This window comes from Psychrobacter immobilis (genome assembly GCF_904846175.1).
Taxonomy (GTDB): domain Bacteria; phylum Pseudomonadota; class Gammaproteobacteria; order Pseudomonadales; family Moraxellaceae; genus Psychrobacter; species Psychrobacter immobilis_E.
The window spans coordinates 281,130-295,294 of record NZ_CAJGZM010000004.1 but is presented as its reverse complement, the minus strand read 5'-3'; the positions used below and the strand labels follow the sequence as shown (position 1 = coordinate 295,294).

The following is a 14,165-nucleotide window of genomic DNA, read 5'->3' as shown; positions in this document are numbered from 1 at the left end:
TTATTCATAATGAAAATAATTTTTTTTACGCTATCAACAAGTATTTTGGCACTTTCAATAGCCGTGACAGGCTGCACCAACAATTCTGATACTCAAAACGTCACGTTACCTAAGCCAAAAGTATCTATCGATAATAGGGCTAGTGATGTCAGCATTAATGCCTCTGAAAATAAGCCATATGCTAAGTTTTTTACCTATCCATATGAGCATAGTGCGGAAATAGAACCAGCTATGGGCGGTACTTTAGTTATGAAAGATGGATGTTTGCTTATCCAAAACGGTGATAGGCTTAACGTTCCTGTTTTTCCTCATGGTATAACCACTTGGAATGAAGAGACACAGACTCTGACAGCCAATGGCGTTGATATACCTTTGAACACTGAGCTATTTACTAATGGACCCTTAGACGGCGGAAAATACGATCCCAACTACGATTACGATTTTGAGCAACAAGCAGATCCTAAATGTTTGGAAAATAGATATATCCAATTTTTGGGTTCACAGTTCATGGATGTCAAAGATTTGCCAAATCATTAGCCTATACAAGCTAAAAATTCAACCAAACACTGCCTATAGCGTGTAAATAAAATTATTATAAAGACAGTGTATAAATTTTCATTAACTCAACATCCGTTTTATTTTCAACCTATTTAGAATAAAAGACATTAAAAGCCTCAAATGACTTGCAAAAGCTGAATATTTATTTATAATAGGTCGCCTCAATAGGGGTATAGCCAAGTTGGTAAGGCATCAGGTTTTGATCCTGACATCCGTTGGTTCGAGTCCAGCTACCCCTGCCATTTTTAAGCTCAAAGCGTTTGATATGTATAATAAGCGATTTAAGATAGCTGCTTATTGACATTGACAACGTTATCTCAGTTTCGGTATAGTTCGCAATGAACACCGTTAGGGAAAAGTTATGTTGTAGACGGTTTATCTGTTTATAAGATAACGAACAGGTCGTGACGCTATTCTAAGCGTAATTTTATTAAAAGTTGCTATTAGATATCGACGTACACAGCCTAGACATTACAGGGGTATAGCCAAGTTGGTAAGGCATCAGGTTTTGATCCTGACATCCGTTGGTTCGAGTCCAGCTACCCCTGCCATTTTTTACTGTAATAGTAGTCATCAATAGTTTTCCATACTCTTTTCTGAATTTGAGCAGTTTGACACTGCTTAGCGGTCGCTGCTTGAGTCAATCAATAGGACTTCTGTCATGCCTTATTTGGCGATTTTTACGGGTAATGCCCACCCTGAATTAGCAAAAACCGTAGCCGATCATCTCCATATACCTCTTGGTAAAGCTGACATCACGCGTTTTTCTGATGGCGAAATTGCCGTAGAAATCAAAGAACACGTGCGCGGTAAAGACGTGTTTATCATGCAGCCTACTTGTGCACCGACCAACGACAACTTGATGGAAATCATGATGATGGCTGACGCCTTGCGTCGCTCTAGTGCTGGTCGTATCACCGCTGTCATGCCTTACTTCGGTTATGCCCGTCAAGACCGTCGTCCGCGTTCAGCTCGTGTGCCTATCTCTGCTAAAGTCGTCGCTGACATGTTAAACATCGTCAGTATCGATCGCGTCATGACCGTTGATTTGCACTCAGACCAGATTCAGGGCTTCTTTGATATCCCAGTAGATAACATCTACGGCACCCCTGTATTATTGAATGACCTTAAAAAACAAGATTATGACAACATCATGGTGGTTTCACCTGACGTTGGCGGTGTGGTACGTGCGCGCGCGATGGCGAAGCAATTGGGCGATACCGACATGGCGATTATTGATAAACGCCGTGCCCGTGCCAATGAGTCACAAGTCATGCACATTATTGGTGATGTTCGTGACCGTGATTGCGTCATCGTTGATGATATGGTCGATACCGCTGGTACTTTATGTAAAGCCGCTGAAGCACTAAAAGCAAACGGCGCGCGCCGCGTATTGGCTTATATTACTCACCCTGTTCTATCAGGTAATGCGCTAAAAAACATCAGCGAGTCGGCACTCGATGAGATTGTGGTCACCGATACCATTCCATTGTCTGACGCTGCTAAAGCCTGTAGCAAAATTCGTCAAGTAAGTATCGCACCGATGCTGGCTGAAAGCTTACGCCGTATCAATAACGAAGAATCTATCAGCGCGATGTTTGATGCTTAGGTAACGCTTAAAATTTTTTGTTACTAAAAAATCTGTTAAAAAAACGCCAAGTTTTATGACTTGGCGTTTTTTTAATCACTTTTCGTGGTTTATTGTGTATTCACTTTAAACAGCTATTTCACGTAGGTCTTTATTATTGTTAAAGAATCACGTATAATGCGCGCCTGTATTCATCATTAGCTAAGCTCTATTATTTTTAGGTATTTTTATACTTAGCGACATGATTGATACTTTCTAAAGTATTGATTATCCAGTGATAGACTGGTCGCAAGTCTGTTATTGCTGGTAGATACTTCACATACTCTCTATAGGATTATATCCATGGCTATTGATCATTTTGCAATCAATGCGGTTGACCGCTCTGCTGAACAACAAGGTAAAGGTGCGAGCCGCCGCCTACGTAAGCAGAATCTAGTTCCTGCTATCATTTATGGTGGTGGTGAAGAACCAACCACTATCTCAATCAAAATCAACGAGCTAGTAAAGTCGCTTGAATATGAAGCCTTCTTTTCACAAATCTTGACCATCACGACCGATAAAGGCGATGAGCATCAAGTTGTTATCAAAGCCTTGCAACGCCATCCTGCTAAAGGTTTCCCAATGCATGCTGACTTCCAGCGTATTGTGAAAGGTCAGAAAATCAACATGAACATTCCTTTGCATTTCGCTGGTGCTGAAAATGCTCCAGGTACGAAAGCGGGTGGCATTCTATCTACAGTAGTAACTGATGTTGAAATCGTTTGCCTACCATCACAATTACCTGAATACCTAGAAATTGACGTATCAGGCATGGAAATCGGTGATCTATTCCGTCTATCAGACATCAAACTGCCTGAAGGCGTTATCATCTTTGATCTTGACATGGAAGATGCTCACGACCGTACTATCGTTAACATGCAGCCACCAACGGTTGAAGAAGTTGACGCAGACGCTGAAGTTGACGCGGCTGACGTACCTGCGACTGCACAAAGTGCTGAAGCTGAAGACAAAGACGCTGAATAATAAGCCCGCGTTACATAGAGACTGCAATCTAGTGTCTGCTATGTGATAACAGGTTTGTTTAGTCAAAAAACAGCAGGTGATAAATATCTCCTGCTGTTTTTGTAAGTAAGGTTTGAAAAGTAGGCTAACTAGTATGTAAGACAAATATTATAGAATCGTCTTATATTATAGAGTTGTCTTACTTTTCAAACCTTATCACTCATTTATTAAATTTAAGCAGGGTGTTTTTATGGCCATAAAGCTTATTGTCGGTCTTGGTAATCCTGGTCAGCAGTATATGTTTACGCGTCATAATGCAGGGTTTTGGTTCGTCCATCATTTAGCGCAGCAGTTTAATATTGCCCTCGCCCCTGACAAAAAATTCCATGGGGTAACGGGACGCGGACAAATTTATGGTCATGATGTGCGTCTGCTCATGCCACTGACCTTTATGAATAAATCGGGTCAATCGGTGGTGCCGATGGTCAATTTTTATGGCATCAAAAATGATGAATTGCTGATTGCCCATGATGAGCTCGATATCCCAGCTGGCAGCATCAAGCTCAAAACCAATGGCGGACATGGCGGTCATAACGGTCTGCGTGATATCACGCCGCACATCGGCAACGACTTTCATCGTCTGCGTATCGGTATTGGTCATCCGGGTCACAAGTCTAAAGTCAGCGGTCATGTATTGTCTAAAGCGGCGCCCGATGAGCAAATTGCCATTGATAGCGCCTTAAGTGCCTCTTTTGAGGCTTTGCCATTATTATTAGATGGCGATATTGAAAAAGCGCGCTCGCAGATTAATGGCTTTAAATTACCGGAATAATCTGCCGTTAATTACATATTTCTAAGTCATTTGAATGGCTAAAGCATAAATTTAACCGTGACTTTTAGATAAATAACTTTTATTCTACCCACCTGTCCCCATTAAGCTTTTGATTTAACTCATTTATATCAGTTACACTAAGGAAGCAACCTATGCTACTTAATATGCTTAAATGCAAATTACATCGCGCCCGTGTTACCCATGCTGAGCTGCACTACGAAGGCTCATGCGGTATTGACGGTGACTTACTAGACCTTGCTGGTCTGCGTGAAAACGAATCTATCGATATCTACAACGTCACCAATGGCAAACGCTTTCGCACCTATGCGATTCGCGCTGAAGCGGGCTCTGGCATTATCTCATTAAACGGTGCTGCCGCGCATATGGCGGACTTAGGCGATATCGTCATCATCTGTGCTTATGCGCATTTTGATGAAGTGGAAGCGGCAACTTATCAGCCAAAACTGGTTTATTGCAACGAAGACAATACCGTGAAAGACACGGCCAATATCATTCCGGTACAAGTGGCTTAATAAGTTTTACCATTAAAGCTTTTGCTAAGTTTGATGCGTTTTTCTTCTTAAGTAATAAATATTGAGCTAATTGGATTGTATATTTGAATAAAAAAAGCTGAATCTATCTAAGATTCAGCTTTTTTTTATAGGGATAAATGCGTTTAAAACCTATTTCCTTTAAGCCTGTGGTCTTTGAGATTATTATTTTCAAAGCTGTTTTGTTCTAACCTATAAGGAAGCTTGCTGATGTGGTTGGCAGTCATTGCAGTGCTGATTGGACTGGCTATTTTAGTCTGGAGTGCCGATATCTTTATCGATGGCGCGACGACCTTAGCGAATGGTCTAGGCGTGCCAAGCTTCCTTATTGGCGTCGTCATTTTAGGACTGGGCACGTCAGCGCCGGAAATGGTGGTATCGTTACTGGCAGCATTAGAAGGCAGCCCTGAGCTGGCGCTTGGCAACGCCTATGGCTCAAATATCATGAACATCGCCCTAGTCTTAGGTACAACAGCACTTATTAGCCCTATTATTATCCACAAAAGCATCGTTAAGCGCGACTTACCACTATTACTAGCCATTACCCTACTGGCAGCGTGGCAGCTGCGTGATGGGCAACTGAGCCAATCAGACGGCATAATATTATTGCTAGGGTTGGGCGCAGTATTGATTTTTCAAATTGTGATGAATTTGCGCAGTACTAGGCAGGAAGACAAGAAAATAGGCAGCAAAAATAATGAGCACAATTAGGAGCACAATGAGAACAAGGATAGACAATCAGCAGGAATTTTTCGTGGCTTAGCAAGCTTAGTAATAGGTATGTCGATATTGATATTAAGCTCACGCGCTATCGTTTGGGGCGCTGTTGAATTGGTTAATTTTTGGGGTCTGAGTGAGCTGATTATCGGCTTAACCGTTGTCGCGGTTGGTACCTCACTACCTGAGTTGGTTGCCAGTCTATCCGCAGCGCGTAAAGGCGAACATGATATGGCGCTTGGCAATATTATTGGTTCTAATATTTTTAATACACTCGGCGTTGTAGGACTAGCGGCACTCATTGCCCCTATTAGCGCTGACCCGATTATTTTGTCACGCGATATGTTAGTGATGGGACTGCTGACGCTATTGTTGGTGGTGCTTTGTGTGTTTGCTTATATCAAAAAACGCTCGTTTGGACGTACCTCTGGCGCGATATTATTACTGTTTTTTATCGGTTATAGCATTTTACTGACGCAAACATTTAACCTATAGTTTGCGATTACGGTTATCTGGGCTGTTACCTTGCTATTTACCTTTTTTATTCACCCTTTTTACGGTTTCTAATCACCCGCCACAGCCCTTCATTTTCTGTTTTAGGCATTTTTAAGGTGATGGTATTTGATAGCATGTCTTGCACCGCCAAACCACGACGGTTAAACAAACAAAAGGCATAGTTAAAGACAAAACCCAAAAAAGCACTGGTCAATAAGATAGCCCGTGAGCCACCGATGACACTACCAATTAGACCAAATATCAGCGGCATAAGGCTCGCCGCTAAAATACGTTTAAACGACTGCCCCCACGTTAGCAGGTGCCCACTATTATTGACCGTTTTTAAGCGCCACGTTTGCATACCCAATGTTTGTCCACCGCGGCGCCAAAACATCCCATAGAAGCCCACTAGCGTCAGGATAAAAGATGGGGTCATAATAAAGTTTTGATACCATGTCGGTAGCGATCTGGCTTCTTGTGACTGCGTGCCCGTCTGCATCGTCAATAGCGTGCCAATCACCGTCAGTACCGTACCAACCAAAAACAGTAAAGCCAAAATCAACATCCCATCATATAGAATAGCCGCCATGCGTGTACCAGGTTTGGCAATCACCGCTTCTTCGACAGCGGAGGCTTGAGGCGCTGAGTTTTTGCGTGGCGATTTTGCTTTGGTAGCAGCTTTTGGTGACGATTTTGACATGATACTAGCCCATAACAAGCGAAAAATAGAGTGCTCATTGTACCGTAATTCAGGCGCTTAGCGTACAGTCTGATAAGACAAGATTTCTGATGTAAAAAACTGTTGATTGAAAGTTAGAAGGAAGGAAAAAATTAAAATAGAAACTCTACAAAAACGACAGACATAAAAAAATCGCCAAATTGTCATAAGACAGGCGATTGATTTAGTTTTAGCTTAATGGTTACATGAACAAATAAGCCAGTATGCAAATGGTGCGCTTGGAGAGATTCGAACTCCCGACCCCTTAGTTCGTAGCCAAGTGCTCTATCCAACTGAGCTACAAGCGCGTACTTTGCACATTATCTACTGCGTTGTTAAAAACAATTGCAGCAAATTAGGTTGGTTATTATATAGATAATATCGCTTGTGTCAACTTATTTCTCAGTTAAATTCAAATTACTTTTGAATGATAACCTAAAAAACTATTAACGCCAATTTCTGCGTTATTACTCTTATAACAACTGAATAAATGGCGGTGAAGGAGGGATTCGAACCCTCGATACGCTTACACGTATGGTTCCTTAGCAGGGAACTGGTTTCAGCCACTCACCCACTTCACCGAACGATTTAAGACACTTATCGAAATATTTTTATTAAAAATGCTTCTTTAAACACAGTATCGATGCTAATGATACGTCTTATGCCGTGGGCGGTATTATAGCAAAGCCAAAACGAATTGCAAGCGTTGTCTACAGATTTAACGCGGCTTTTGCCATAATTATCGATTTAAATGCCTTTATCTGTTTCTAAAGATAAAAAAATGCCTGATTTGGCTATGAAAATCTAGATTAGTTTTCGGTTTTACTACTAATGAGTTTTTATCACTAATTGACCAAAATCTAATGGCTATGGCTTTTTGGGTAATCGATAGCTATAGTATTTATGATTCATTATAGAATAAATAAAAGGAAGGGTTATGCGACCAGTGGTACTGTGTTTTTCAGGATTGGATCCGTCGGGCGGTGCTGGATTACAAGCAGATATCGAGGCTGTCGGTCAAGCAGGCGCTCATGCCGCAATCGCTTGTACGGCAATTACCATACAAAACTCGCAGCAAGTATTTGGTTTTGAGGCTTGTGCAGCAGCACTGGTAGAAGCGCAGGCGACCACAGTGCTCGATGATTTACCTGTTGCGGTAATTAAGTCAGGTATGCTTGGCACCACTGACAATATCGCGATGCTGACGCGCCTATTTGCTGAGCAAATTATCGCTGCTGACACACCGTTTGTACTCGACCCTGTATTGGTTGCCAATAGCGGTGGCAGCTTAGGAGATGAGCAAACTTTGGCAACTGCGTTTAGGAAACTGCTTCCCTACGCGACTTTAATCACCCCAAATACCCACGAGCTACGAGCCTTAAGCGCTGAGCAAGATTTGCATATCGGTGCGCAAAAATTATGCGCCCAAGGGTGTTATGCGGTATTGGTTAAGACCTCACACGACTTTGATAGCGGTGATATCGAGCAGTATCTGTATATCAAAGGTGAGATGGTACATAAAAGTATTTTGCCGCGCCTAAAAGGCGAATTTCATGGCTCTGGCTGCTCATTAGCGAGCTTTATCGCTGGACGCTTGGCAATGGGTGACGCACTTATCGAGGCAGTAAAGTCTGCGGATAGTTGGATTACCCAAACGCTGCGCGCCGCCGATGCGCCGCATCCTGATGATGCTGACGCCCAATTAATACCCAATCGTTTTATAGAATTTTAGAATAATCTATAGATGGTAAATAAAAAAAGGCGCTCTATATTTTATAGATGAACTGACCCCCATAAGTTGGACACAACTTATGGGGGTATTTTCATGCGTTACAATCTAGACTTTAAGATGCAAGTCATCGCATACTATCGGCAAGGCCATAGTAGTCATGCCACCGCTAAGAAGTTTAACGTCAATCCAGAGTTTGTACTCAAATGGGTTAAGCAATACCAAAGCGGTGGCATAAATGCCATCAAGCCAAAGACAAGTAAGGCCAAATACAGCAGTGAGTTTAAACATCACGTGATTACCACCATGCTTAAGGAAGGATTAAGTCAATCCGAGGTCGCTCTAACGTTTGATATCAGCTCACCGGCCTTAATTAGCCACTGGCACAAAGCGTATCGGCTTTATGGTATGTCTGGACTAATATCCAAACCTAAAGGTAGAACCGCCATGAGTAAACCCTTTATTACAGACAAACCTGATGATGAAAAGACGCTAGCAGAGCTTAAGCGTGAACTGGAATATTTGCGTGCAGAGAATGCTTACCTAAAAAAGCTCGATGCCTTGCTCAAAGCGGAGGAACAAGCAGGCAAAAAGCAAGGCTCATCGAAGGACTAAGACAAGAGCACCCTTTATCTGCTTTGCTAAACATCGCTAAGATGGCTAAGAGTGTCTTTTACTACCATAGGTGTCAGTTTGATGTTAAAGACAAATATGCAGACTTAAAACATCATATTGCTCAGATATACCACAAGCACAAAGGCAGGTATGGTTATCGTAGAGTCACGGCGGCGCTAAAGCAGTTAGGGGTTTATCAAAACTATAAGCTCATCGCTAAGCTTATGCATGACATGAAGCTTAGCGCAAAGATAAGACGTCAGAAGTACCGATCTTACAAAGGACAACAAGGCAAGATTGCGAAGAACTATTTAAAGCGCTAGTTTCATGCAGATAAACCAAATAAGCGCTGGCTCACCGATATTACTGAGTTTAAGGTGGGTGACGATAAGCTGTATTTGTCGCCCATACTTGATTGTTATAACAATGAGATTGTCAGCTATACACTCTCAAAGCGCCCGACTTATGACTTAGTGAGTAATATGCTAGGGCGAGCTTTAGCAAAGACGAAAGTGTGTCGTGATAAGACACTCATGCTACATTCTGATCAAGAATGGCATTATCAAATGAGACCGTTTGGAGTGGTGCTTAAACAGCATGGTATTAAGCAAAGTATGAGCAGAAAAGGCAATTGCTTAGATAACGCACTGATGGAAGGGTTCTTCGGTACGCTGAAGTGTGAGACGATTTATATTGAAAAACCTCAAACGATTGAGGATTTAGAACAACAGATTCACGAGTATATTCATTATTACAACAATGAGCGTATTCAGATCAAACTAAAAGGACTGAGTCCTGTGCAATACAGAACTCAGTCCTTGGGGTAAACTAAACCGTCCAATATTTGGGGGTCAGTTCAAGAGCACCCTTTTTTTAAATCTTTTAAGAGGTAGTTATTTTTTCAACTCAGCAAACTTTAACTTAGCCCAACATCGGCATAAAGCTTGATGCCAATCCACCTATAAATATCTCAAGTAAATAAAAGGCAAAAAATGCAATCATTGGCGATAAGTCAATCATGCCTAAGTTTGGCGTGATACGGCGAAACGGCGCTAAAATTGGCTCTGCTAAATTAACAATGATACCAATTATCGGATGCTGAGATTGGGTAAACACCACAATCCAGCTCACAATGATAGACCCGATAACGAGATAACGGCACATACGCAAAAAGTCTAATACTAAGCTGATAGTACCAGTAAAGAATAGCGGTACAGGCGCAATACCTTTATGGGTTAATGCTGCTTTTCCTGCGATATCAATCAGGCGAATCAAAAACATCAGCACAATAGCGGCAATACTAATACGACCTTGACCAACAGTTGGGAAAATACGCCCAAACACATCAACGATATGCGTTGCTTTATAAGCAGGGGCAATCATAGGATTACTAGCATCCATTCCCGCAAACTGTAGCATAAAGCGGATAAATACTAACATCATGGCGAAGGTGGTGACCAAATCAAAAATTTGCAATAACAGGTTGTTCATGAAGTGCTACTCAATGTGACATTATTAACGGGATTTAGGGTGACGAATGTCATTATCAGGCATTTTTATGACTTTACATTTTTTATGATTATTAATAGGGCATCTCATGAATCTGACATACCCTATCAGTAGAGCACTAACCATTAAAGGCTATTTACTCATCTCTTCACTTAACGCTTGGCTACGATCATAACAAGCCTGCATGGCCTCACTGATTTGACGACTGATGTCATTGGCTTGCATGGACTCAATGGCCGCTTGGGTCGTGCCGTTTGGTGAAGTGACTTTACGACGTAGCTCGCTTGGTGCGTCTTCACTACCTAGCGCCATTTTTGCTGCACCCAGCATGGTTTGCATGGCCAGTGCTGACGCTTGTTCTTTATCCAATCCTAACGCCACTGCCCCATCGACCATCGCTTCAATGAAATAGAACATATAAGCGGGCGCTGAGCCTGATACGGCAGTCACCGCATGCATGTGTTCTTCATTACCGACCCACATGACCAAACCTGATGCTTCCATCACTGCGGTTGCCAATTGCTTTTGTTCGGCAGAAATATCGTCCGTACCGTAGAGACCGGTCGCGCCCATTTGAATCATCGCTGGCGTATTTGGCATCGCACGGACGATGTTGCTATATCCGCCAAGCATATTTGATAACAGCGCAGTCGATAATCCTGCTGCCACTGAAATCACCAGCTGCTTGTCTAAAACATCAGAAAAACCACTGACCACTGCTTTCATGACTTGTGGTTTGACTGCCAATACCACGATATCAGCACCGATAACCGCCGCTTTTGCATCGGCAGTTGGATCAACCGTATTCAATCCTTTAGCAGCCAATTGCTCGCGCGCTTCGCTATTCGGATCCGCAACAGTAATCAGACTCGGTTTGACGCCGCAGCTGACTAGCCCGCTAATCAAAGCCTGCGCCATATTTCCGCCACCGATAAAGCTGATTTTTTTATTATCTAAGACTGACATAGCTGTCTCCTATTCAAAAAATGCAAAGGCATTCAAACTAACATAATGATAGGTAAAATGACACTCAGTTTACCATACTGCTACTAGCGCCGTTTGATAAATTCAAAGGCTCAGTAATGGCGCTACCGTTTAAGTAATCATTATAGTGGACGCCGCATATTTATTATTTACCATGTTTTACGCATAGTTAGCCGGCTTTTGATAAGGGTGGCAAGTTGTTTTACATTCACATTAATACTCGACTGTTCAGCAGCCAACACCCAGCTTTCGAAAGGTGATAATAATAAAATAGGACAGTTTATCGGGCGCTCATTTCCAATATTTCTGTCATTTATAAAAGTTACGCTAACTACCACCAAACTCTCACGCATCCATGATGGAATACCTAAGGTTTGATAGAGCTTTTTGCCCGATTGTGGACGAGACGTCAGTACAGTTTGCACACGCTGATGACGCTCTAATGGCGCAAAGGTGAACTTAACCTTATCTTTATAGATTCCTAATGGTTGCGCTACTTCATTTAGCATAATCTGCAATTGCCAAGTAAATTTATTATCATTACGTAAGGTCATGGAAACGGACTTACTGTCAGTTGTATGAATAACAGTAAGATTAGACTCAGTATGACTAGATAAGGTCTGCGTCTGCTCGGTAAAGGGTAACTCTAACCATTTGAGCCAGTCACTGCTGAGACGATAAAGCTGCTGACGGTAGCGGCGAACAGTATACGACTGCTTGCGACCTTGCCAAAATAGCACCGTTTGGTGATCATTATCATCACGTTGGCTTAGGCGTAAAACATCATCAACGAGCTGCTTTGCAGGAGGCAATGGCTCATCTTGACCGAGCCAATGGTGCAATAATTGTCGCTGACGATAGGATGGTAAGGTTTGTAGTTTATCTATATTTAGTACGCGCTGTGCATATTGAAGTTGTAACAGTGCAACCTCTATCTGCTGCAAATCCTCGACTGCTTGGGCATTGATAATTAATTGAGCATCGCTTAATAACTGCGCGCTACGAGCAATATTATCAATGACGTTTGGATTATAGGTCGCCAATATCGGCATGATATCTCGGCGCAGTCCACTACGCACATTATCGCCAGCCTCATTGGTTGGGTCATCGATATAGGGTAGCTTTATAAGCTGTGCATAGGCGCTGATATCGGCGCGTTTCACCGTTAGCCAAGGTCGCCATAACGCTATGCGATGTGCGCCTTGCATCTGTACACGCCACGACTGCATACCTGATAAACCATTTACTCCAGCGCCTTGAATCAAGCGCATTAATACGGTTTCCGCTTGGTCATCGGCATGATGCGCTAGTAGTAATACATCATCTTGATTAAGTTGCGCACGCATCACATCATAACGTGCTTGGCGTGCTGCCTGCTCATCATGACCATTTACTTGTGCGGGTAAAATCCGACACGGTATCTTTTGTACCTTTGACCAATCGGCAACATGCGCTGCCCAAGCGCCACTATCTGCTTGTAGACCATGGTTAACATGCAGCAATTGCGGCAAAAATGGCAATTTACCTTGGCGATAAAGCTGTACGCAAAGTGCTGCCAGTGCCAATGAATCACGCCCACCACTACAGGCTAGCCAAACTCGCCGTCCATGCAGCTGTTCGCCATATTCAGCCAGACTGCTTAATAATGCTTCTGCCAGAGCAGCATCGACGGGCAATGTGGCTATCGGTTTAATAGCATATGGGAGGATTGCACTATTCGTCATTATTAACCTTATTAATCTTTAACTTATTAACAGCCGAACCACTTTAACGCCAATGCAGATTTGCTAGGATAAATGAAGCCGCACAAAAAAACGTGCCATAAAATGACACGTTTTTATTTTAACATTAAGCGTAAATCGATATCGTTAAAAGCTAAGTTTAAATACCTTAGCAATATAAAATCTTAGCAAGGCAACATCACTTCTGAGTTAAAAGATTTTAATTTCTCATAACGCAGCTCGCAACGCTCATGCGCATCCATGTCTTTAAGCTCATCTAATTGCTCAACGATTAATGCTTTTAGCGCTATAATCACTGGCTGCGGCTGAATATGTGCGCCCTCGCCTTCGTCGATAACCGCATCAATTAAGCCCATTTGATAGAGATTGATGGCATTCAACTTCAATGCTTCACTAGCATCTTGGGCTTTTTCAGCAGTTTTCCATAAAATAGACGCACAGCCTTCAGGAGAGATAACCGAGTAAATACTGTTTTGTAGCATATTTACCTTATCGCCAACGCCTATTGCCAATGCGCCGCCTGAGCCACCTTCACCGATAATGGTGACGATGATAGGTACTTTTAGGCTAGAAAACACAGCGATGCTTTCAGCGATGGCTTGCGCTTGGCCGCGCTCTTCAGCTCCGATACCGGGGTAAGCGCCTTGGGTATCGACAAAGGTCATCACCGGAATATTAAAACGCTCAGCCATTTTCACCAAACGAATAACCTTACGATAGCCTTCGGGGTTTGCCATGCCAAAATTATGGGCGATACGCTCACGCGTACTACGACCACGATGCTGGCCAATCACCATCACAGGCTGACCATCTAGGCGCGCAAGACCGCCAAGGATAGCTTTATCATCTGCATAAGCACGGTCGCCATGCAACTCATCAAATTCGGTAAACAGCTGATTCACATAGTCCATAAATAATGGACGTTTGGCATGCCGTGCAAGCTGAACGCTATCCCAGACGGTACTCATAGACGATTCCCTTTCGTAATTCTATATAATGTGGTGATGTTTAATAATGACACTGTTAGTTGATACTGTTATCAGCTTTTGGATAATCGATTATCAAAGTACAGTTGTAAACTCAATAGAAGCTATAGTAGCACATCTTAAATCGCATGACATTACT

14 protein-coding genes, 4 tRNA genes and 1 pseudogene are annotated in these 14,165 nt (G+C 42.6%); 12 read left to right on the top strand and 7 right to left on the bottom strand.

All coding sequences use genetic code 11. From position 1 onward, the window contains the following. Positions 1 to 9: 9 nt before the first annotated feature. The 8 genes and pseudogenes from JMW39_RS07825 (at position 10) to JMW39_RS07790 (ending at position 5,743) form a co-directional block, all read left to right on the top strand. Complete coding sequence (locus tag JMW39_RS07825; protein ID WP_201545404.1) at positions 10 to 537, top strand: hypothetical protein; 528 nt, start codon at positions 10 to 12, stop codon at positions 535 to 537. Between the two features lie 187 nt (positions 538 to 724). Then, positions 725 to 800 (top strand) — tRNA-Gln (locus tag JMW39_RS07820). A 233-nt stretch (positions 801 to 1,033) separates the two neighbouring features. Beyond that, positions 1,034 to 1,109: transfer RNA gene (locus JMW39_RS07815), tRNA-Gln, on the top strand. Between the two features lie 110 nt (positions 1,110 to 1,219). After that, entirely contained in the window at positions 1,220 to 2,167 is a 948-nt protein-coding gene (locus JMW39_RS07810) for a ribose-phosphate pyrophosphokinase (protein ID WP_149490452.1), read from the top strand. Between the two features lie 321 nt (positions 2,168 to 2,488). Then, positions 2,489 to 3,169, top strand: coding sequence for a 50S ribosomal protein L25/general stress protein Ctc (locus JMW39_RS07805; protein ID WP_201545402.1), 681 nt, complete (start codon positions 2,489 to 2,491; stop codon positions 3,167 to 3,169). A gap of 229 nt (positions 3,170 to 3,398) precedes the next feature. Then, entirely contained in the window at positions 3,399 to 3,980 is a 582-nt protein-coding gene (pth, locus tag JMW39_RS07800) for an aminoacyl-tRNA hydrolase (protein WP_201545400.1), read from the top strand. Between the two features lie 152 nt (positions 3,981 to 4,132). Beyond that, a complete protein-coding gene (gene panD, locus JMW39_RS07795; protein ID WP_045443274.1) occupies positions 4,133 to 4,513 on the top strand; it encodes an aspartate 1-decarboxylase in 381 nt (126 codons plus the stop codon). 228 nt (positions 4,514 to 4,741) lie between these two features. Further along, positions 4,742 to 5,743 (top strand): annotated as a pseudogene (locus JMW39_RS07790) (calcium/sodium antiporter). 46 nt (positions 5,744 to 5,789) lie between these two features. Here JMW39_RS07790 and JMW39_RS07785 read toward each other — a convergent pair. The 3 genes from JMW39_RS07785 to JMW39_RS07775 all read right to left on the bottom strand — a co-directional run bounded on the left by JMW39_RS07785 (position 5,790) and on the right by JMW39_RS07775 (position 7,042). After that, the gene (locus JMW39_RS07785) at positions 5,790 to 6,443 is read right to left on the bottom strand and encodes an RDD family protein (RefSeq protein WP_201545398.1); all 654 of its coding nucleotides are present in this window, start codon (positions 6,441 to 6,443) and stop codon (positions 5,790 to 5,792) included. A gap of 249 nt (positions 6,444 to 6,692) precedes the next feature. After that, positions 6,693 to 6,769: transfer RNA gene (locus JMW39_RS07780), tRNA-Arg, on the bottom strand. Between the two features lie 183 nt (positions 6,770 to 6,952). Then, positions 6,953 to 7,042: transfer RNA gene (locus tag JMW39_RS07775), tRNA-Ser, on the bottom strand. A gap of 356 nt (positions 7,043 to 7,398) precedes the next feature. Here JMW39_RS07775 and JMW39_RS07770 point away from each other — a divergent pair. The 4 genes from JMW39_RS07770 (at position 7,399) to JMW39_RS07755 (ending at position 9,632) form a co-directional block, all read left to right on the top strand. Continuing rightward, on the top strand, positions 7,399 to 8,193 hold the full coding sequence (locus JMW39_RS07770; protein ID WP_201545396.1) for a hydroxymethylpyrimidine/phosphomethylpyrimidine kinase: 795 nt from the start codon (positions 7,399 to 7,401) through the stop codon (positions 8,191 to 8,193). Between the two features lie 93 nt (positions 8,194 to 8,286). Beyond that, the gene (locus tag JMW39_RS07765; RefSeq protein ID WP_201545394.1) at positions 8,287 to 8,805 is read left to right on the top strand and encodes a helix-turn-helix domain-containing protein; all 519 of its coding nucleotides are present in this window, start codon (positions 8,287 to 8,289) and stop codon (positions 8,803 to 8,805) included. A 41-nt stretch (positions 8,806 to 8,846) separates the two neighbouring features. Next, the gene (locus JMW39_RS13400; protein ID WP_201545392.1) at positions 8,847 to 9,128 is read left to right on the top strand and encodes an IS3 family transposase; all 282 of its coding nucleotides are present in this window, start codon (positions 8,847 to 8,849) and stop codon (positions 9,126 to 9,128) included. Between the two features lie 54 nt (positions 9,129 to 9,182). Further along, entirely contained in the window at positions 9,183 to 9,632 is a 450-nt protein-coding gene (locus JMW39_RS07755; protein ID WP_413786223.1) for an IS3 family transposase, read from the top strand. 94 nt (positions 9,633 to 9,726) lie between these two features. Here the strand turns inward: JMW39_RS07755 and JMW39_RS07750 are convergent, their stop codons facing one another. The 4 genes from JMW39_RS07750 to JMW39_RS07735 form a co-directional block, all read right to left on the bottom strand. Beyond that, positions 9,727 to 10,296 carry a YggT family protein gene (locus tag JMW39_RS07750; RefSeq protein ID WP_201545390.1) on the bottom strand — a complete coding sequence of 190 codons (570 nt, stop codon included), beginning with the start codon at positions 10,294 to 10,296 and terminating at the stop codon, positions 9,727 to 9,729. A gap of 150 nt (positions 10,297 to 10,446) precedes the next feature. Further along, positions 10,447 to 11,280, bottom strand: a complete 834-nt coding sequence (gene proC, locus JMW39_RS07745) for a pyrroline-5-carboxylate reductase (RefSeq protein WP_201545388.1) — start codon at positions 11,278 to 11,280, stop codon at positions 10,447 to 10,449. 167 nt (positions 11,281 to 11,447) lie between these two features. Beyond that, positions 11,448 to 13,022: a tRNA lysidine(34) synthetase TilS gene (tilS, locus tag JMW39_RS07740; protein ID WP_201545387.1), complete on the bottom strand. Its 1,575-nt coding sequence runs from the start codon at positions 13,020 to 13,022 to the stop codon at positions 11,448 to 11,450. A 182-nt stretch (positions 13,023 to 13,204) separates the two neighbouring features. Then, the gene (locus JMW39_RS07735; protein ID WP_201545384.1) at positions 13,205 to 14,008 is read right to left on the bottom strand and encodes an acetyl-CoA carboxylase carboxyltransferase subunit alpha; all 804 of its coding nucleotides are present in this window, start codon (positions 14,006 to 14,008) and stop codon (positions 13,205 to 13,207) included. Positions 14,009 to 14,165 lie beyond the last annotated feature (157 nt).